The following is a 20,270-nucleotide window of genomic DNA, read 5'->3' on the forward strand; positions in this document are numbered from 1 at the left end:
GAGTTGTTGTAGAATTTTAATACAGAATTGTCAAAGCTATTAGAGAGATTTAGTTTCAAAGGTCTGGGATGTTTGCTGTTCAATTGGCGCGACTTTTAGAAGTAGAAAATCACGGAGTTTTTGACCGACAGCTTCGCAAGCAAACTTTTGTTCTACTCTTAACCGCGCCCGTCTACTGAGTTCTTGTGCCCACTCTGGATGGTCAAGAACTCTGCCGATCGCATTTGCTAAAGCAGTAACATCATTGCGCGGCACAACTAATCCACCTGAAATTTCGCCTTGCTCAAGGATGTCAGGAATACCTGGTGCATCAGTCGCGACTACAGGTAAACCGCACGCCATTGCTTCAATGGGGGCAACAGGAAAACCCTCCTGACGCGATGACATCACATACACATCAGCAGCAGACAAATATTGCTGAATGCGAGTGCGATCGTTGACAAATTCGTCTTGCCACATCACCCCCCGCAGTTGCATGGCTGTAATGCGATCGCGTAGTTTATCTGCGTCGGGGCCAGTTCCTACCAGTAACAACCGTAAATCTTGTTCAAGACGTTGACGACAAATCTGATCCCAAGCATCTAACAGGATGTCTAAGCCTTTGCGATGCATTTCTATGCGTCCGTGGCAAACTACAACTTTAGCTGTAAGCGGCATACCAACAGCAGTTCGTGCTGCACTGCGATCTATAGCGCGCCAGCTAGCTACGTCTACTGGGTTAAAAATCCGGGCTAATTTGCTGGTTAGTATCTTATAGCGATCGCGTACTCGTTGTAATTCTGTTTGGGGAGCAATGATTAACCCGGTACAGCCTCTCAGCGCCAGCAGACGCAACGGATATTCAATCCAGCTTTGCGTTTCATTGCCCCCTTGAAAACTAGCGAATACTGGCAGATGCATTAACTTCCCTAAAAGCACGCAAGCGTCAAACCGGGCATATTCATACTCTTGACACAAAAGAGCGTCACAGCCTTCACGCCGCATTTCTTGAGCAAGCAATCCCAACGGCGTAGACAAGTAATTTCCTATACTTTTGACTAGATCCTTAATTTTTGTAACTATGGAACGACGTTTATTCTTGGAGTTCTCAATGTCTGTAAATGATTGCCCTTCATTTCCACCGTACAGGCTAAGTGCTTTACGTCGAACAGCACGGTAAGCAAGATAGCTTTTAGAAGCTGGCAATATACAGATCATCGCACCAGTAGGCCTATGAGTAAAGCGTGATGGCTTGGTAACACGAGCTGAAATACAAAATAAAATCGTCCGTACACCCACTCGTTGTAGAGCATTTATATAACCGAACATCCAGCTACCAATGAAGCGATCGCAAAAAGTCTCGAAGGAGATATTGATGCTGTCTAAAAAATCTTCAATTAGGTCATAACAATGGAGTAAAGCTATAGTAGGCTGTTTTTGCGGAGTATCTAGTTGTGGCTTGGTAATTTGATAGTCCAGCATGGTTTGAACTTCCATAGTAAATAATGTAGAATCTTTATCTTGCAAAACGTTGGATGCGTCGTCTTAAACCATAGAGTAGCTTTAGTACTCGGCTGTAACCATCAGATCCAAACCATTCAAATGCTGCGATCGCCAAGCTCAAACGTATATTCTCTTTTGAGAAACCTAATTGAGGACAGTACTCTAGAGCTTGCCTTTGAAAATCCATTGCTTTTTTATAATCTTTATTGCGACTTTGCAGAGGTTTCCAAGCTAAACAGAGATGAGCACAACCATAGCTCCGTCCTTTCAGGTAATGCAACTTAGGTGGAGCAGAAGCAAAGGCTTTTTCGATAACTATACGAAAACTTTGTTCCATCGCCTCCCAATTTCTAGAGGCGCTAGTTGAGTGTTGTCGATAGTAAACTAGAGGTTCTTTTAGGACTTTAAAAGGATAACGAGATGCTATCCTCAGCCACATATCCCAATCTTCTACAAATGAGCGTAAATTTCGATCAAATACGCCACAAGTTTCAAAGCATTGGCGACGAACCATCGCTACACTTCCACTTTCAACTATATTGTGTTCAATGAGCTGATGCCAAACATCATTTTCGGCATAGTTTTTGAACACTCTTCCTGTGGAATTACCGTTTTCATCGATTAATGCCACCCAAGTATATACCAAACCGATTTCAGAATTTTCTTCTAGACAAAGCACTTGTTTTTCAAGCTTTGTTGGCTCCCAAAGGTCATCAGCATCTAGGAAGGCAATATACTTTCCACTCGCATGAGCAATACCTGTATTTCTGGCTCCAGATAATCCTTGATTTTCTTGAGTAATCAGTTTGACTCGCGGATCTGCTATTTGAGAAACCCAATTCTCAGTATTATCGGAGCTACCATCGTTGACAAGTATAACTTCAAAATCATTAAAGGTTTGCCTAAGCACACTTTCCATCGTTGCAGGAAGATACTTCAGGGAATTATAGGCAGGAATAACAACAGAAACTTTTGGCATAGTTAAAATTTTTAATTTTAAGCATTTTATTTTAAAAGCTCATGAAAATTAAGAAAGATAGGCAGAAGAGTTACTGACAAAGGTAGAGTTTTTAGGATGTTTTTCCTCAGACCAGTTCCAACCTGCGATCGCAAATAAAGTCCACCAATAGAAAAACAGAGTTGTGTGACTCCAAATATTCTCAGTAATCATTCCTACAGAAGTGGCTAGCAAAATGGCAAGCATAACCAATATCAGTTCGTTTTGAGCGCTTCCACGGTGGGTACTTCGGAATAATTGGACAAGACGTATAGCCTGACTGCCCAGAAAGATGAGGAATAGGGAAAGGCCTACAACCCCTTGTTCTGTTAAAGCTCGCACATAATCGTTATGAGCCATGTTATGCAAGACAGTTAAGAAGGAACATGTCGCTATACCCGTACCAAAGATGGGATAATTCTCCCAAGCCTGTAGTAGAAAAGTCCATTGAGCAATTCGCCAGTTAAAACTATTGTTGTCTCCTTGTGATAAGAGAATTGCTCGCCATCTATCCATATTTGGATTAAGTAGCGGTGTTTGAGAAATCGAGCCAAGGCGTTCTTGTCCGAAATCTGAACTGGTGAACAGCCCAAAGACAATCGTAAACAATAGCAACCCACCTAACAGGTTAATAATGTTTAATTTAGGTGCAATCAAAACCAGAAGAAAAACGGCAAGCATCACCAAGGTAAACAGGGACTTGGTTCCGACAAAGAGAAAGGCAAGTAATCCTAGTAAAAGCAGCCAAGGCCAGCGCCGCTGTGACTGATTTAGCTTCCACCAAGTTAGACCAATAAACAGCAATAGAAAAGTTCCGAAGGTATTGGCAAGACCAAGAGTTCCTCTAATGCGAGATTCGCCTTCTGATGGCAGTGATCCCATCTCCTCGCCACCACCCGACAGGAAAGAAGGGATGAGTGAAGGCACAAACATCTGCATCAACGCTACCGTAATGGGCAAGACCAGAGCAAGGAACAGCATGGAAATAATGGTTTTGGGAGGAAGCTTGTCCTTAAGCTGCATCACCAGTAAATAAACCATTACCCATGAAAACAGTCGCACCCACTCACGAATGCCGTATGGCAAATATGATCCATCTAAAGCCAGCGCTCCCAAAGGCATGAGTATTATCCACAAGGTTTGTAGCGCTACCCAACCTGCAAAGAACCACCAAAACTTGTCAGTCTGTACAGTCCGTCCCGTTAATAACAGCACAACTACATATAGTATAGTCAGAGCGTCTAGTCCAAGGGCAAACGCAGCTGGTATTTGCTGAACCGAGAAAGGATCGAGAGAACTACGCAAGATCAACAAACCCAATACAGTTTGCTCAAAGCTCGTAAAAAATGAGATAACCGTCGCCACTCCAACCAAAGCGACTGCTAGCAAAAGGGGCTGAATGCCTGCGAGTAACCCTACAATAATACCAATTCCAACACCTAACACTCCTACCGAAAGTGCTAGATAAGAGAAGCGGTTTTTGTGGTGATTACTGACCATTTTTGAACCCCTTTGATAACATAGATATCTGATTTCTTACAGAATGATTCAGAGGAGTTTCCAGATAAGGTAAATGCTTCTTGGGACTGGATTTAGCTTGGGAATCTTTTCGAGGATAGGGGCTGGACTTTCTAGTCTGATTTTTTATGCCATTGACAACTACTCCTAGAATAGATATGCGATTTTCTGTTAATTCTGCTACAGACTGTTGTAATACCCCCTTAATGGTAAAACTTGGACGTGTAACTATAAGGACTCCATCACTTTCCTGGCTCAATGTAGCGGCATCAGCGAAAGTGCTGGTCGGGGGAGTATCTATAATAACTAAATCATATTTTGTTGCAGCTTCTGCTATCAGAGACTTGATTGCAGCTGACTCTAGCAATTGTGATGGACGCGTATGCAGTTCCCCACAAGTCAATACCGACAGGTTTTTAATATCTGTTCGCTGTACGGCTTCTAATAAAGTTTTATTGCCGTTAATTACCTCAGTAATCCCAGAATTGGCAGCTAAATCAAACAGCCTGTGCTGCACAGGTTTATGCAAATCTGCATCAATAATTAATGTTCGCCGAGATAACATGGCTGAGACGGCAGCTAAGTGGGAAACTACCACTGATTTTCCCTCTCCGGAGACGCTGCTGCTAACAACAATGACCCTTGGCTTATGAGTACTACGAAACTCTAACGTTTTCAAAAGCATACGATAAGGCTCAACCAAGGCAACATCATCCAAGAATTGTTCAGATGGTTCAAGATTAAGCATCGTCACAGGCAAAGGCGGCAATACTCCAAGCATTGGTAGCTTGAGCAATTCTTCTACTTCTGAGCCATCATGTAGCCTGTTATCCATCAGTTCCAGCAGCAGCACAACCCCAATGGCTAAAATAGCCCCAAAGAAAGTGGCAATCACCAGCACAGCTGCTTTTTTCGGTGAAGTAGGCGATGTTGGCGGTTGCGCTTTATCTATAATTCGGATATTGCTGACCTTCTGGGCTTCAGCAATACGTGCTTCTTCTAATTTGCTTTGGAGCATATTTAGGGAGGTCGCAGCCTGTTGGCGTTGACTAATAAGCGCGCTCAGTGGTAGCTCTTTAATTGGTAGTTGTGCAAGGCGAGTCTGGAGATTAGCTTGGAGAGATTGGACAGATTTGAGCTTTTTTTCAATTGCCAAGCGCTCAATCTCATTAACTATCAGCTTGGAGCTGAGTTCTTGACTAAGTGAATCGGATGCGATCTTACTAGGGGAGATAGTTTCATTCCGGGGTGACACACGAGCCAATTCTTGAGTGTACAAAGTGCGAATAGAATCTCGTTGCTCAATCAGCTTGATGACAGTAGGATGGTTTTCTGTAAAGCGCAAACGAGTTTGGATGATTTGTGTCTCTAAATCTGCTAACTTGGCGCGTAAATTTTTGACCTGTTCATCTTGACCACTGCGTACAGATGCATAAGCATTATTTATGGTTTTAGCATCAGTAATTTGCCGCAGGGATATGTCACGAGACTTTGCCTCTTGCAGTTGGGCAACTAAAGTGCGCTCCTGATCTTCTAAATTCGCTAAACTGAGTACCAAACTTTTCGTTTGGTCATCAATAGAAATAATGCCACTTTTTTGCCTATATCTGTTTTCAGCAATTTCTGCTCTTTGTAGTTTTTGGCGAGCTAATGGTACTTCTTTTTGTAAAAATTCGCGTACTTTGGTAGCCTCTGAACTGATAGCTTTAGCATTTTCCTCAACCATTGTCTGGGAGATAGCATTCAGTAGTTCAGCTGCGAAATTTGAGTCTCTACCTTCATAGGTTAGTTCTAGAATATTAGTAGCAGGAAGAATTTTTACCTTTAACCCTCTGCTGATTTCTGAAACTGTGAGTTGGTTTTGAGGTAAATCATTTTTGACTTGTACTATTGCTTTTTCTAAAACAGGTTGTGACTTAACAAACTCTGCTTGGTCAGCTAGTGGGCTAGGTCCACCAGCTGTACCTGAAGGTACTTGTGTCAGGTCGCGACCTAATTCGGAAATGCTCACCCGTTTCTCATCAAGCATCAGTCGTGCTGAAGTTTCATACGAATGTGGGGTAACCGCAAGGTAGACAACTGAAGTGCCGATCGCGGCAATAAAAGTAGCTAAGGCAGGTAAACTTCGCCGCTTTGAGATTGCTAGTAAGGATGAGATGCCTTTTTCCATCACAAATGCCTTTGTCGACTTAGTATGCACATAACTAAAGGATACTTAGAGAAAGCTTTACACTCCGCCATAATAACTGATATGTATGACGTTTTGTATAAATATATCAATTGTAGTTTTTAATTATTGATGAACTAGTTGCTCCTTTCTTTTCTGAAATTAAACAAACAGTGCCTAGTTTTTGCTGGTAGACTCAATAACTCTACTGTTGCTCAAGCTCATAATTCTTGATGGCTCCGGTAATTTCAAAAGTGTAGAATACAGTTTTAGATGTTCAGTAGTAATATATCCCCAGTTATAATTCATCTGTACATACATTTGTGAATTTCGAGCCATTACTGCTAATTGTTGGGGGTGATGAATTGCCCAGTCTAAAGAATTAATGCACGATGCTAAATTTCCCGCTTCAAAAAGAACTCCCCGTTCCCGATTAATCAATTGCTGGTGAGGTGGGATGTCGCTCGCTAGTATTGGTATACCTTCTTGCATAGCTTCTAACATGGACAGAGGTAGTCCTTCCAAATCTGAAGGCAAAACAAATAACCCTGCGCCTCGGACAATCTCCCAAAGGCGAGATCCTCGGAGTTCATTGGCAAAGATAATATCTCGATTATTAGCAACTTTTCCTAATAGGTTTGAGGCAAAAGATTTAGTATCACTAACGCCTCCAACTAAAACAAGTTTCCATCCAGATGATTTGAGAGATGAAAAGGCATCAATGAGCAAATCAGGACGCTTTTCTGGTACTAATCTGCCCAAAAATAAAATATAGCGTCCCTGCTGTAAACCTAATTGCTTACCGTAGGAAAAATGGGGGTCTGATTCACCGTAGCTGGCAGGAGCATTGGGAATGTAGACTGTTTCTCTATCATATGTTTTCCAAAAGTAAGTTTGCAATGCTTCTGATACAGCAATTATTCTATCAGCGTCACGGACTGCGCTCTTCTCTCCCATTTGAATTAAACGGGTAGAAAAATTGCCCCACTTTGCACGTTGCCAGTCTAACCCATGACAGGTAACGATAATCTTTGCAGAGTTAATAATTCTAGGTAAAAAAGTAAACAAAGATGGGCCTAAAGCATGGAAGTGAACAATATTATAGTCTTTTGCAATAGACGCGATCGCTCCCAGTGCTGAAGTGGCAAAAGCATCTACCCCTCTAAAATCCACACTGGGTAAAGATATAACTCGAACGCCCTCATAGTTATAATTTTCAAGCCAAGAACCTTGAGTATAGGAGGAACGGGCGAATAAATCTACAGAGTGGCCTTGTGCAACTATTCTGGGATAAAGTTCCGCACAATAATGCTCAATTCCACCCTGCTTTGGAGGTAGACCTTTTGCACCGATTACAGCAATTTTCATAGTCAAGATTTACGCTCAAAAAAGGTGTACAATTTGATACTGAATACATCTTTAATGTTGTTTTATGGGCTTAGTTCAATATCATTAATTTTCTTCAATCAGTCTTTGTATTTGGCTTAAGTGCTAATTCCTACAACTAACTAATAGCTAGAAAATTTCGCTTCTCCCAGCGAGTAAACATGTTGCTGTAAACATCCCTCACAACAGTACGCGCAGCATAAGGCTGTGCTGTACGCACACAGGATACACTTGGGTAGTTTTCTGGATGTAGTATTACTTGGTGCAAAGCATTTGCTAAACACTCTGGCGATCGCACCTCACAAACAACTCCATTGTCAGCCGTTAGTAATTTTGGAGTTTCACCACACCTAGTTGTAACTACTGGTGTTCCACTGGCAAGTGCTTCTAGAACTACTAAAGGTAGACCTTCGTAGGCACTGCTAAGGATAAAAGCATTACTAATCCTATGTAACTTCGCTAGTTCCTCTATTGGAATTGCTCCTAGCATAGTCACCCGACTAGATAATTCCAACTGAGCGATTTCTGTACGTACTGCTGTTGCTAATTCTCCATCACCCGCGATTAATAAGTGAATATGTGGTTCCTTTAAAGCTGCGATCGCACGTACTAACAAAATTGGATCTTTTTGGGGATGTAGCCGACCAGCGAAGAGGATAAAACGTGTTTCCTCGCTCAAACCGAGTCTTTTCGCTAGTTCATGTCTTTGTGCTTCCCGTTCCGCTTGACTTAAGGGGTAGAAAATCTCGTTATCAAATGAATTGTTGATATATTTAACACGATCTCCCATGCTGGGATAACGCTGTCTATACAATTGTGCCGAATCTGTATTACATGAGAAAACCTGGCTAAACTGTCGAACTAGCAAGCTTTCTAAAGCAAAATATGCTGCGGGAAATCGGCGCCATAAAATCGCATTTTTATCACCTGCTGCCTTAGTCTGCGAGTGAATATCGTTATGAATAAACAGGGTTTTCTCTCCCTGCCAATTCAGAGCAGCTAGGCTTGGTTCCAGCCGATGAAAGTGCATAAAGTCCGAGGTGAAATTACGCCCTAGCAGTGCCGCAGTATACTTGATTGTGGTTGGTACTAAACTTCTAAAATTATCATTTTCCAAGGTAAATAGTGGTAAAAAGCTAATTTCTCTACCTGCCAATTCTGCTTCTTGCCACTTACCAACTGGTTGGTTGTGATCGCTTCCTGTCCCTACTAGTCGCACTTCAAATTCATTGGGAGCGTATTTAATAAATGTATTAATAAGTGTTTGTATTCCTCCAATAGTAGAGTGCCAAGGATTAAACTGGTAAAAAATAGTTAAAACAGGTTTATGCATGACTTATGTAATCTCAGCATAACTCGCCAAGATTCTTGTAACTGTTTACTATGTAAAAATCTTTGCTAATTAAGCTTTTATTTTTACGTTCAAGATACTAAGCGTTTTACTAAATAGTTAAGTATCTTTACTCCTATAGCATCCTCTGAAAGCTCAAATAGTAATACTATCTATAGATACCGTCCTAGGCAAATATATAGTTATCCACCAAGTTATCCGCTTGGATACTATACTTATATGTATCAATAATACTTTAATTATAAGGCTAAATACTTAAGATTCATCTTAATCGTTGGAGCTAATACAAATTGTGGCAGTTAAGCTAAATGGGGTTTTGCGATCGCCCAAGTAAATACACTTCCAGTTTGATACCTAGTAAATCGGCACGAGAAAACCAAACTATGTAAAGATAAATAAATACGGAGAATGCATCTACTGAGGTAACTGAGATACGGGTATTGGTTTAAGGGTATTTTTGATTTGTGAACAAGATAAAACCTTATTAAACCTGAAAACTGCGGATTTACCACAAAAATTGGTCAAGATTGCATCAATGCAGATAGCATCCTGGAGGGTGAAATAAAAGTATCCACTCAGCTATCCACCTAGTTACATCTGGTTTCTAAATATTTACTTTCTACGGAGTATATATTTGCCAATATAGCGGTATACAATTGTATGAAATATGAACAGATGTACTGTAGTCGTTGACATATCGAAGTGAAAAGTTACCTACAAGACTCTAAGCTGATTCTAAATATTCAGCGAGGCAGTAGCAACAATGAGTAAACTAGTTATAAATATCTAGCAATACCTCTGCCAATTTACGAGGTTACAGCCTCGGTAGAGGTGGGGAGTATGCTTTCATTGCTTAGATATTTAGGTCATGTTCAGTTTATACTACATCTAAGTTCATCTCACTCAACTGAAAACCGCTATATGCTAAAAATAGCAGATTTATACCGATATAAAGATGACAAAAGTAAATCTTAGAATTTCTCTTTCTCTTATACGTAGATCATACTTTAGACTCTTCAAATGAATGAAATTATATTAACTAAAAGTGAAACCCTGAGGCTCCAAGCCTTGTACCAATATAACATTTTAGACACTATTTATGAAGCTGCCTTCGATGATCTCACCCGTTTAGCGGCACAAATCTGTGGTACTCCCATAGCTTTAATCAGTTTAGTTGATGAATCCCGTCAATGGTTCAAATCAAAAGTCGGATTAGACAGTGAATCAAGCTCCCGCGATCTGGCATTCTGTGCCCACGCGATTTTACAGCCCCATGAAACTTTGATTATTTCAGATACACTACTTGATCCGCGTTTCGCTACCAACCCATTAGTAACTTCCGACCCTTGTATTCGGTTTTATGCTGGTGCGCCCCTGATAACACCGGAAGGATATGCTTTAGGAACACTTTGTGTGATAGACCATGTACCACGACAGATGAACTCAGAACAACTGGAAGCATTGCAAGCGTTAAGCCGTCAAGTCATGGCTCAAATGGAATTAAAGCGTAATATATACAACTTAGAACGTATAACTAATAATAAACATAAACAGATTGAATACCTAATTTCTGCCCTTTCCCACGATTTACGTACTCCTTTGCTAGGTACTCGTGGCACTCTGTACGCAATGCTAGGTGGAGCTTTTGGTTCTGTGAGCGACACTTGGAGAGATGTGCTAGAAGATTGCCGCCAAGCTAACGAAGACCTCTTGAAGTTTGTCGAAGCTTTGTTAAATGTATCTCGCTACAAAATCGAAGTTTCTAAAACCTTGAAGTGCGAAATTATTAACTGGAAAACCATTTTTGTCGAAACTATTCTCCGCAGCAATTGTACTTGCAAACAAAAGTCTGCAATTAGATATAAAATTGCTTCTTCTCTGCCAATTGTATATGGTAATGCTCTTGAGATTCAACGAGTGATACAGATAATACTTGATAATGCTGTAAAAGTCAATAATCCAGACCAGGAAATTACTCTTGAGGTAGCATTGTTTGGAGTTGAGAAAGTAAAAATATCAGTGCGATCCAATGCCTGGGAAATTGCTCCTTTAGACAACGAAAGCCTTTTTAGTAGCTTTATTCAAGGACGTGGCCGGAATAATATAGATAAGCTAGGTCTCTACTTATGCTTTCAAATTGTGGAGGCTCACAAAGGCACTATCAACATAGAAAGTACTGTCGAGGATACTACATTTTGGTTTACCTTACCTGTCACTTATTAAAACGACCCTACTTTTACTTGTCGGTTAAGTATTTATTCAATTATTTCAAACCATACTAAAACTACGCTTAAAGCATTCAGCGTTAAAAACATGCAGTAAATATCGTCGCCAACTATTTTGTTGTATTGGTAAAGGTAGGGTGCTGCAAGTCTTTCCAGCCTTATACCATTTCACTAAAAATCTGATACAGATGCAAAGCTTGAAAGCATTGCTGTATCTAAATTTTTTAATTGCGTTAGCGTCTCCAAGAGTTGCCCATTGTGAATTGGTATTACTTGCTTTTGATTCTGTAACAATCACACTAACAATTTCAATGTGATTAACTGTGATTGATTTAGGTATTTTTCAAGGTAACTTTGATAAAATGAGGGCACAATTATACTAATAGTTTTGTGAAATGGGCGAAACCATTCTTTTTTACCATCAAACTGTACTTCATAAATAGATGTTTAATAACTGCATAGTTATTGTTAATAAGCTTCATTTTTTTTGAGAAGGTCTTTTACTTTAAATCCCTTTACCTGTAACACTTTTACAATTCTTGCCGCCCTTTCAAGAAATCTTATATAAGATGTATTAATTTTATATATCATGTTATTATTTAAAAGCAAAGAATGTCAGTATAAATCTAACTACAAAGCAAAGCATGTCACCACAATATAACTGCATCATTTAATACAATGGATAAGTTGTTAATACCGAAGATTAGAAAATATAAAGGATATTGATATCTAATGTATAAACAGTTAAGGCTTTTGGATAACAACATTGAAAATTTAATATCAGTAAAGCTGTTGCAGTTCTATAGTCTAGAAATTTAATTAGTATGCTAGGTGACTGTAATTAAGGTGGTGGAGATATTAAATAGTGATAGCTATTAGCTTGATAAATTTTCTAATTCATTCATCTAGGAAAGGTAATTTTTTAACTCCTCTCCATACTAGTATTTTAATACTAGTGTTGTTTTTATTTGGACAGCAAGCCTTTAACCTCTTGATAGCACACTTAAATAAAGAAGCATGTGCCCGGGTAACCCATACTTTATTGGTAGAGCAAGAAGGAGAACGTCTACTCAATGCTGTGATAGATAATCAAGAAGAAGGTTTTCTAGAAAATTCTGGTCAGGGACAAAGCAATCCTATAGATTATGGTAAGGAAAAGCCCCGTTTCGACAACAGCTTCAACCATCTGTATAATCTTGTACAAGACAACCCTGCTCAAATAAAGCAACTCGATAAAATTAGATATATCTATAACCAGTGGCAAATGGAATTGAAGCAAAAAGCGTTTTCTGGTTCTGTCAGCAACTCTGCTCTAGCAAAAAGCACTTTATTTGATTCCTTGCACAACGAGATTGAGAAACTGATTCAGCGCGAAGAGATGCTTTTGAGGGTTCGGAAAAATCGTGTACAGCACTTGAATGATATTAACACTGCGATAAACATTTTCAACACATTAGTCATTTTGTTTGGAGCGGTTTTAAATCTCCAGTTGTTGCATCGGCGTGTCAAGCTTCCATTAGACAAATTGACACAAGTTAGTAAACTTTGGCAAGCGGGACAAATGGAAGTGCAACTGTGCTACTCTTCTAGAGATGAAATCGGGGAACTAGCTGGAGTTCTGAACGCGATCGCTGATGAGACTCGTCACCGTCAAGAAACCATTGAGGTGCGTAACCAACAGCTTGAAGACATGATATCTGCACTTTCCCACGACCTCCGTGTTCCTTTACTTGCCACTCGTAATACTCTAGACTGTATGAGCAGAGGAGCTTTTGGCCCAGTAAATGAAACTTGGAAAGAAGTGTTTGAAGAGTGCCATGAAGCTAATGAGGATCTGCTTAAGCTTGTAGAACTCCTCTTAGATATCTCCCGTTATGAAGCACGCAGCGCTTGTTTAATGTGCGATCGCCTGAATTGGGAAAAGATTTTAATTAAAGTAATTAATCAGGTAAAAGCAATATCTACAAATGAGCTAGCCTTCATTTGTAAAATTTCTCAATTGCTGCCAACTGTCTACGGTGATGAATTAGAAATTCAACGGGTTTTACAAAACTTACTTGATAACGCTGTGCGGGTAAGTAAGCCTAAAGGGGAAATTGTTCTTGAAATAGCGCCTTATGGAGAGGACGAAGTAAAGATTTCGGTGCGTGATTACGGTTCAGGAATTACGCCGCAAGCTCAGGAAAAGCTGTTCCACCGCTTTATTCAAGGACGAAAGCATCGTGGAAAAAGTGGGCTTGGTCTATATTTATGTCGTCAAATTATTGAGGCTCACGGAGGAAACATTGGTGTCGAAAGCTCTCTTGGAGAGGGAAGTACTTTCTGGTTTACTCTCCCAAGTGCCATAAATAACGTTAATTGCAGATATGAACATAATATAACCAGATGTAACAGGAATAATGCCTAAGATTGACGAAGACAAAACTGTGCGTGTTCTATTAGTTGATGATCACGCTTTAATCCGCCGAGGAATGAAAGGACAATTTAGCCTTGAACCTGGTTTTAGTATAGTTGGAGAAGCATTAGATGGTGGACAGGCTGTTGAATTAGCTAGCCAACTGCAACCAGATTTAGTCTTAATGGATATTGATCTGCCAGTTATGGATGGGATTACAGCTACTCAGCAGATAAAAAGTAGCTGTTTGAACACTTGTGTTCTAGCCTTAAGTGCCTTTGACGAAGATACCCAGGTCATGGGAATGCTTGCAGCTGGTGCTGATGGTTACTGCCTTAAAACCATTGAGTGGGAACAGCTCATCGCCGTCATTCAATTGATACTTCAAGGTGGTGCTTATTTAGATCCTCTAATAGCTCAAAAAGTTGCTCGGATGCTTAGGTCAACGGCTGTCACTCCCGATGTTCCTGTATCTAAAGTAATAGCGGAACCGATTCTCAGTAATCGTGAACGCGAGATTCTTAAACTTATTGCACAAGGCCACTCAAACCAGCAGATTGCAAACCAACTCTACCTCTCACTTGGAACCGTCAAGTCTTATGTACGTATGGTTCTCAACAAACTGAGCGTTGATGATCGTGTCCAAGCAGCAGCTTTAGCTGTACGCCAAGGGTTGATTTAAGCTTAGAGAAATTTATGTAAACAGGCAGATAATTCTGTAAAAGTGGTAGCCGCCATTGGTGAGATGTCATTCATAAGTTGTTCTGACCACAAAATGTAAGGCTGAAGTAGTTGATGCTGGAATTTCTCAGGTATGGGCAAGCATAGCACTAATACATGAGGTGCAAACAAAGCTATCTCTTCAAGTGTGGGAATAGAGTAATATGGCAAAACTTCTGCATTTTGTTTTAGGCAATGACTGCTGACACGCTGCACGGTAGTAACATTGCTACCAATAACCATAATTCTTGGTCTTTCCATATAATTTATGAACCTATCCGACTAATAATATTTGGGTTACAAAGCTTAAGTTTATTGAAAAGTTAAAACTAAAAATTCAGGTTTTCAAGAGCATTTTGCAAAAAGAAATAGGGATTTTTAGAATATTGAAATAATTTTATCTACTTACGACTTATCTGCAAGTGCTAAATGCCTACCCTACAATGGTTTTTCTATTTACAAAGGAAGTAAAATTATAAGCAATTAATTGACATGAAAATAAGATATTGAGCGAATAAGTGGGACTAAATCATCCGTTAAAGTGTAAAAATAGAAAACAATCTATTTTTTCATAAAAACTCAAGTATTAAAACATAAAAAGCATGAGCGATTAAGTCACCATCTAACAAGTCCATAGACTACTATTATTAGTTGACTATATTGATGATAAGATAAAAAAATTTTCTCACTCACCAATTGAAATATTTTGAATTACCATGTCATGCGTTTAACACTAATTCTGTTAATAGCTTATAAATTTGCCCATTTTATAGCTTTTACAAAATTAAACATACATGGGTTTTCTCATGCCTACTTAATTATGAAATTTAAACTATCTGTATGCTACAGCCAAGCGGATAGTTAACTGGATAATTTTATTCCTCATTAGGATACTGTATAAAAAATAAATTAAGTAGCCATAAGATAGTATTTTATGATGGTATTTGCGTATGAAAGTATATGTAGGCTTCGCTAAGTCTTTACTTAACAACGATTTAAACTTTGAAGTCACCACCAAGACTGATTAAAAGCCAGAGCGAACGCAGGGATTTCTGAAACCCATGTTGGATAAGGATATTATCCTAAAAATAGGCTAAATTAAAAAACTCCGAAACCCTTGCTATTAAAGAATCTTTATACTTTAGACGCGTTTCCCCTGGATTAAAAACTGCTTGTGACAATACTTAAGCGATATTTGGGTTAATTATGTTGAAACGCTATATATAGTGCATTACGCACCTCTGATGTTTTTTAGCTAATTAATTAAATTTATAAAACTTATGACTCTAACACAAGAAAGTCAACTGATCGTGATTCAACCTCAGCAACGCTTAGATTCAAAACATAGTAATACCTTAACAGAACAGCTATCTAGCTTAGTAGCTCACCCCAAACATCTTTGGGTAATTGATCTAGTCAAAGTAGATTTTATGGATAGTTCGGGTTTAGCCGCTTTACTTAAGGGGATTTCAGCTATACGTTCAAGTGGTTGTCGTTTGGTAATTTGCAATCTGCAAGCACCTGTTCGGATGATCTTTGAACTGACTCAGATGGATTCAGTGTTTGAAATTTATGAAAATTATGATGCCGTCGTAACGATGTTTAATGCTCAACTATGAAGTATTTATTGCTACGCTACTGCAAATATTTTAAATAATAGATTAGAGATTAGCTGGTTACATATTTATTTGCTGAACCTGTTAAACAATCCCATTTTTACTTTTAAAAACTATTGAAATAAGGAAATGTGTAGACGATTGAGTTCGTAAATTTATTTACCGAAACTGTAATTACTATGTCTAATACCTCTACTTCCAACCGTTTTCAGATGCCAGTTATAGATGATCTCCATAATGCTGCTCAAGCTGAACTTCCAGTTCATCCCTCTGTAATCAGTAAAGCCAAGCGGATGATTGACATCTTGGGTGCTATTGTAGGGCTATCAATTACAGTAGTGCTAGCAATTCCTATTGCGATCGCTATTAAGTTAGATAGCCCGGGTTCTATCTTTTACAGTCAAATTCGCTGTGGTTTGAATGGGCGTTACTTCCGAATTTGGAAATTCCGCACGATGTCAGTTGGAGCTGATCAAATTAAGCATCTAGTTAAGAATGAAGCTCAAAGCGATCAGATATTCAAAAATGAGAATGATCCCCGTATTACCTGTATAGGAAGGTTTCTCCGCCGCACTAGCTTAGACGAACTTCCTCAGTTTTGGAACGTACTAGTGGGGGAAATGAGTCTAGTTGGTACTCGCCCTCCCACTCCCAATGAAGTGATACACTACTCAAAACATCACTGGAAAAGATTGAATGTCAAACCAGGTATAACTGGTGAATGGCAGGCTCATGGTCGCTCCAGTATTAAAAACTTTGAAGATATTGTTCACATGGACTTAGACTATCAACGTAAGTGGTCTATCATTTATGATATTAGTCTCATCTTAAAAACTTTAAAAGTTGTGTCAAATAAGACTGGTGCTTGCTAACATACCAAAATTTTCAGGAGAATCAAATAATTTATTTGGTAATTGATCGGACTAAATTGCAGCGAAAAATTTGATGATTATTAGTTTAATTTATGATAAAATGACTATCCAAATATATTGAAAATTTTTACCTAGATTGGAAAATAGTAATTTTGAGGAGCAATCAAAAGTATTCTCTCAAGCATTAGGATTATTCAAAAAATATCAGACTGTTGTACAGGACTGTATCATCATGATGGACTGCAACGAGAAGTGAGCATCGCTTTCTGGTGGAATCCCACAAACCAACGCTCACGGCAGGAATTGGAATTGAACTTAATTTTGAAGTGGCACAGTCCATACTGTCAATTCTGGCGTTGCATTGTTGCGGGATTTATTGCGAATTGCGAATTGGATTTATGCAACGCCCTAATTCTCAAGATTGCAGCACTCCACCTTTGGTTCAGTTGCAAAATTATTCAAACCCACAGCTTTCAACAGCGCCGTCCAAGAAGTATCTTGCGAATTGGTGCGACGCAATTCACTAGCAGCACTCAGCGCTTCGTACCAAATACCATTAGCCGCATAAAGATTTACTTGCTGGCTTGGTGTTGCTTTTTCCAATTGAGTTTTCAAAGTAGGCTTTAGTTGCTCCCGTTTTACATAGCCTTCAACATTAGCAATAATTTGGTTATCCTTCTGGCAGTAGATGTTAAAATACCATCGATATTGTTTGCCAATCTCTAAAGGTGCTGCAATTGAAGGCAAGCGAAGGTTTACTATTCCTGGTGTCCCCGTTAAAGCAGTTTTGTAAGTAGTCTGATGTTCTGCTTCATCTTCTAGGACAAACTCTCCAGATGCAAAGTCTGATGCATAAGGAACATAGAATACGAAACTAGGATGGTCTCTGATCGTTGTGCCAAACACCAATTCCGAGTTTGAATAAACAGGTACTAAAGCTGTGAGCCGCTTTTGAGAAGAAGTCAGGAGCTTATTTATATCCTGACCACAGCCACGACTACCTGCTTCTGTTCGCTTACCTGGTTCCCCGATGCCTTTTGGTGGAGGCGGGGCTGCGAAAATCAATGATTGATTTAATTGTCTGTTAGATGCAGGCTGTGCCTGCACATCTATAGAGCTAAAGAATGTTAAACTAACAGCGAGAAAAATTTGAATCTTTTGCACATATAACTTCATTTTTATTTATGCCTCAAGTTCTGCTTTGTTGTGAAAATAGATAAATTGCCACAGTACCGCCAGTAGCCACTAAAACCAAAGCTGACGGAACTAGGGGAACCCAAATCCCTTGGTAAAAGAGAATTAAGCAAAAAACGTATAAGACTCCAAGTACACCTCCTCCTGCCAATATTAAATATAGTCTTGATTGATCGCTTGGTGCGATCGCTACTGATCCAGCTACGGCAAACGTACCTCCAACCACTGACCAACTCCAAACCCATAAAACTTCGCCCCAAACAGGCAAAACTGATATCAAAGGTCGCCCATCCATCACCGCACTCACTAGCTGACTCACCATTTGTGCTTGCAGAACCACCCCTGGTATTTCTTCGGAAAAACCCTGCCCAGTCATGTAGGGGGTAGGATTATAATCACGAAAGCTTTGGGCAGTAGTACCAATGAGAACAATTCGGTCTTTGACTTGTTCAGCGTTGACTTTACCGCTAAGAACATCTGTGAGTGTGACTTTAGGAGCAATTTCTCCAGGAGAACCTTGGAAAGATCGGTAATTGAGCAATATTTGGTAGCCCCCCGTATCCGCCTGTTGATAGCCACCCTTATGAGGCTGCAACCGCTTAAAAACAACTTTACCTAACTGCAAATCCCCAGAATCATTGTATTTGGCAGAGATACCTTTTGCCTCCAAGTAGTGGAATGCCAGTTGAGCATTAAGGGCATAGGGTGCCGTACAAGGGGAAGTTACGTCTGCTGGTTGCATTGCCAATAAATGACGACGCAGAACGTGGTCTGAGTCTGGGATAATATCACTAAATCCTTGACGTTCTAGCGGAACCCCCAAAGGAGCTGAAATTCCTGGACGTTCTTTTGTAAGTTCTTGAACTTTGCAAATTGCAAAAAGCTTGTCATCTGTTTTCAACCTACTTGCTAAAGAAGCTTGGTTGCGTTGTAATGGTTGATCGTGATAAATATCTAAACCAATGGCTTTGGGTTGGAAGTGTGCAAGTTTTTCCAAAAGTCTGGCTAGTGCTAGCTCCGAAAGCGACCCTCTTCTTTCCTTTTGTTCTGGTAACTGAAAATCTTCTTCGGTGATAGTGACTATCAACAAGCGCGGATCTTGCTTTTCTTGAGGACGCGATCGCATTAATTGATCGTAAGCTTGTAACTCCCATGTTTGCAATCCTCCCATTTGCCGGACTCCCAGCACGCTGATGGTGAGCATCACACTCATTAGCAATCCCCTTGTGAGTAGGCCAATATTAGATTTAATTCGGGGCTTTGGCCAAGTCATCGGTATGGCAGCAGGATTTTCACAAATTATCGGTAACCAAGTTGCCCCAGGAAATTTGTCCTCTAATCCTTGCAGTTTTTCTCTGGCAGTGCGAACTGCAATATATAAAGATGCGCCTGAAGAAAAAGCTGCCAGAAAATGTTTTAAAAATGCTTGTGCCACAAGATCAGGCACAGGTTCCCGCATCACAATAATTTGGGGAATATGTAAATCTTGTAGTTCTTGCGCTAATCCCAATCCATCACAGGAGTTGAAAATTGCCAACTGTAACCCATTGGTGACGGCATTTCTCAGGGCATATTTCAGGTCTGCAATTGTTAAACTATCTTGATCATTAATATAAATGCGACCAGTCTCACCTTCGCTTTTACTATGACCAGCGAAAAATAAAATGTTCCAAGGTTGGTTCCACAGTTGATCGTTAATCTGATTGCGTTGGGGCTGTGTCAAAAAGGTTGTGGTAGCATTGGGTAATTTTTTTAGTAACTCGCAGTCTTTGTCCACATCAATACCAGTTTTATCGCCCAGAACTGCCAATATGTTGATTTTATGTCTGTAGGTAGATGTCTGCAATACAGTTCCTTGTTCTAACTCTGGAATGCTCAAAGCTACTTCGGCTTTGGTGTAGTCCCGATCGAGCAAATCCCATAGATGCCAAGGAAGTTTCTCTAGCTGCATAGAAGCAGTGCGAATCAGCACTCGCACTTCTTCATTGGGCATTAAGTGTTTCAGCCATTTTTCCCGAATCCGCCAAAATGACTCTGACTCTAGCCAGTGATTTAAGTGCGATCGCAACTCACAACCTTTGTTTTGACACTCATCACGCCGTTGGGTAATAGAACCGTCGTAAATAATTTTTTTGGCTTTGAGGCGACCACTTCCCAGACTACAATAAGTTGACCGCCACTCATCAATTGCTTTAGCTATTTCTAGATTGGGAGGTAAATGACCAGAGGTTTCTATGGTGGGACGCTTCCCATCTTCTCCAATCTCCAACGTTACCCGCACCCCTAACTCCAAATCGCCATCAAGCTTCAGAACAACTAACTTTCCCATTTGCAGCACCCCAATTGT

14 protein-coding genes are annotated in these 20,270 nt (G+C 39.9%); 5 read left to right on the plus strand and 9 right to left on the minus strand.

Annotated elements, in window-relative coordinates; translation table 11 throughout:
- Window positions 1-39: 39 nt before the first annotated feature.
- The 6 genes from RMY00_RS18270 to RMY00_RS18295 all read right to left on the minus strand — a co-directional run bounded on the left by RMY00_RS18270 (window position 40) and on the right by RMY00_RS18295 (window position 8,883).
- On the minus strand, window positions 40-1,476 hold the full coding sequence (locus RMY00_RS18270; protein WP_322648886.1) for a glycosyltransferase family 4 protein: 1,437 nt from the start codon (window positions 1,474-1,476) through the stop codon (window positions 40-42).
- A 19-nt stretch (window positions 1,477-1,495) separates the two neighbouring features.
- Window positions 1,496-2,461 carry a glycosyltransferase family A protein gene (locus tag RMY00_RS18275; protein WP_322648887.1) on the minus strand — a complete coding sequence of 322 codons (966 nt, stop codon included), beginning with the start codon at window positions 2,459-2,461 and terminating at the stop codon, window positions 1,496-1,498.
- Window positions 2,462-2,509: 48 nt separating this feature from the next.
- A complete protein-coding gene (locus RMY00_RS18280; protein WP_322648888.1) occupies window positions 2,510-3,979 on the minus strand; it encodes an O-antigen ligase family protein in 1,470 nt (489 codons plus the stop codon).
- Entirely contained in the window at window positions 3,969-6,167 is a 2,199-nt protein-coding gene (locus tag RMY00_RS18285) for a polysaccharide biosynthesis tyrosine autokinase (RefSeq protein ID WP_322648889.1), read from the minus strand. The genes RMY00_RS18280 and RMY00_RS18285 overlap by 11 nt, the downstream gene beginning before the upstream one ends.
- A gap of 174 nt (window positions 6,168-6,341) precedes the next feature.
- Complete coding sequence (locus RMY00_RS18290) at window positions 6,342-7,532, minus strand: glycosyltransferase family 4 protein (protein ID WP_322648890.1); 1,191 nt, start codon at window positions 7,530-7,532, stop codon at window positions 6,342-6,344.
- Between the two features lie 136 nt (window positions 7,533-7,668).
- A complete protein-coding gene (locus RMY00_RS18295) occupies window positions 7,669-8,883 on the minus strand; it encodes a glycosyltransferase family 4 protein (RefSeq protein WP_322648891.1) in 1,215 nt (404 codons plus the stop codon).
- A 1,038-nt stretch (window positions 8,884-9,921) separates the two neighbouring features.
- Between RMY00_RS18295 and RMY00_RS18300 the strand changes: the two genes are divergently transcribed.
- The 3 genes from RMY00_RS18300 to RMY00_RS18310 all read left to right on the plus strand — a co-directional run bounded on the left by RMY00_RS18300 (window position 9,922) and on the right by RMY00_RS18310 (window position 14,203).
- Window positions 9,922-11,124 (plus strand): GAF domain-containing sensor histidine kinase, encoded by a 1,203-nt coding sequence (locus RMY00_RS18300; protein WP_322648892.1) that lies wholly within the window; start codon window positions 9,922-9,924, stop codon window positions 11,122-11,124.
- Window positions 11,125-12,081: 957 nt separating this feature from the next.
- Window positions 12,082-13,533: an ATP-binding protein gene (locus tag RMY00_RS18305; protein WP_322648893.1), complete on the plus strand. Its 1,452-nt coding sequence runs from the start codon at window positions 12,082-12,084 to the stop codon at window positions 13,531-13,533.
- Window positions 13,526-14,203, plus strand: a complete 678-nt coding sequence (locus RMY00_RS18310) for a response regulator transcription factor (protein ID WP_322648894.1) — start codon at window positions 13,526-13,528, stop codon at window positions 14,201-14,203. The genes RMY00_RS18305 and RMY00_RS18310 overlap by 8 nt, the downstream gene beginning before the upstream one ends.
- Before the next feature lie 2 nt (window positions 14,204-14,205).
- Here RMY00_RS18310 and RMY00_RS18315 read toward each other — a convergent pair whose 3' ends face one another.
- Window positions 14,206-14,502, minus strand: coding sequence for a hypothetical protein (locus RMY00_RS18315; protein WP_322648895.1), 297 nt, complete (start codon window positions 14,500-14,502; stop codon window positions 14,206-14,208).
- A gap of 1,019 nt (window positions 14,503-15,521) precedes the next feature.
- Here RMY00_RS18315 and RMY00_RS18320 point away from each other — a divergent pair.
- Window positions 15,522-15,860, plus strand: coding sequence for an STAS domain-containing protein (locus RMY00_RS18320; RefSeq protein ID WP_322648896.1), 339 nt, complete (start codon window positions 15,522-15,524; stop codon window positions 15,858-15,860).
- 209 nt (window positions 15,861-16,069) lie between these two features.
- A complete protein-coding gene (locus RMY00_RS18325) occupies window positions 16,070-16,729 on the plus strand; it encodes a sugar transferase (RefSeq protein ID WP_322648977.1) in 660 nt (219 codons plus the stop codon).
- Window positions 16,730-17,137: 408 nt separating this feature from the next.
- Here RMY00_RS18325 and RMY00_RS18330 read toward each other — a convergent pair whose 3' ends face one another.
- Window positions 17,138-17,905 (minus strand): DUF928 domain-containing protein, encoded by a 768-nt coding sequence (locus RMY00_RS18330; RefSeq protein WP_322648897.1) that lies wholly within the window; start codon window positions 17,903-17,905, stop codon window positions 17,138-17,140.
- Between the two features lie 13 nt (window positions 17,906-17,918).
- The gene (locus tag RMY00_RS18335) at window positions 17,919-20,252 is read right to left on the minus strand and encodes a CHASE2 domain-containing protein (protein ID WP_322648898.1); all 2,334 of its coding nucleotides are present in this window, start codon (window positions 20,250-20,252) and stop codon (window positions 17,919-17,921) included.
- Window positions 20,253-20,270: the final 18 nt, after the last annotated feature.

It is taken from the genome of Nostoc sp. ChiVER01 (assembly GCF_034531155.1).
Classification (GTDB): Bacteria; Cyanobacteriota; Cyanobacteriia; order Cyanobacteriales; family Nostocaceae; genus Nostoc.

Coding starts and splice junctions, on each gene's coding strand:
- RMY00_RS18270 (WP_322648886.1), bottom strand. CDS start 1,476: ATGGAAGTTCAAACCATGCTGGACTATCAAATTACCAAGCCACAACTA.
- RMY00_RS18295 (WP_322648891.1), bottom strand. CDS start 8,883: ATGCATAAACCTGTTTTAACTATTTTTTACCAGTTTAATCCTTGGCAC.
- RMY00_RS18320 (WP_322648896.1), top strand. CDS start 15,522: ATGACTCTAACACAAGAAAGTCAACTGATCGTGATTCAACCTCAGCAA.
- RMY00_RS18310 (WP_322648894.1), top strand. CDS start 13,526: ATGCCTAAGATTGACGAAGACAAAACTGTGCGTGTTCTATTAGTTGAT.
- RMY00_RS18300 (WP_322648892.1), top strand. CDS start 9,922: ATGAATGAAATTATATTAACTAAAAGTGAAACCCTGAGGCTCCAAGCC.
- RMY00_RS18280 (WP_322648888.1), bottom strand. CDS start 3,979: ATGGTCAGTAATCACCACAAAAACCGCTTCTCTTATCTAGCACTTTCG.
- RMY00_RS18275 (WP_322648887.1), bottom strand. CDS start 2,461: ATGCCAAAAGTTTCTGTTGTTATTCCTGCCTATAATTCCCTGAAGTAT.
- RMY00_RS18325 (WP_322648977.1), top strand. CDS start 16,070: ATGCCAGTTATAGATGATCTCCATAATGCTGCTCAAGCTGAACTTCCA.
- RMY00_RS18330 (WP_322648897.1), bottom strand. CDS start 17,905: ATGAAGTTATATGTGCAAAAGATTCAAATTTTTCTCGCTGTTAGTTTA.
- RMY00_RS18335 (WP_322648898.1), bottom strand. CDS start 20,252: ATGGGAAAGTTAGTTGTTCTGAAGCTTGATGGCGATTTGGAGTTAGGG.
- RMY00_RS18285 (WP_322648889.1), bottom strand. CDS start 6,167: ATGGAAAAAGGCATCTCATCCTTACTAGCAATCTCAAAGCGGCGAAGT.
- RMY00_RS18315 (WP_322648895.1), bottom strand. CDS start 14,502: ATGGAAAGACCAAGAATTATGGTTATTGGTAGCAATGTTACTACCGTG.
- RMY00_RS18290 (WP_322648890.1), bottom strand. CDS start 7,532: ATGAAAATTGCTGTAATCGGTGCAAAAGGTCTACCTCCAAAGCAGGGT.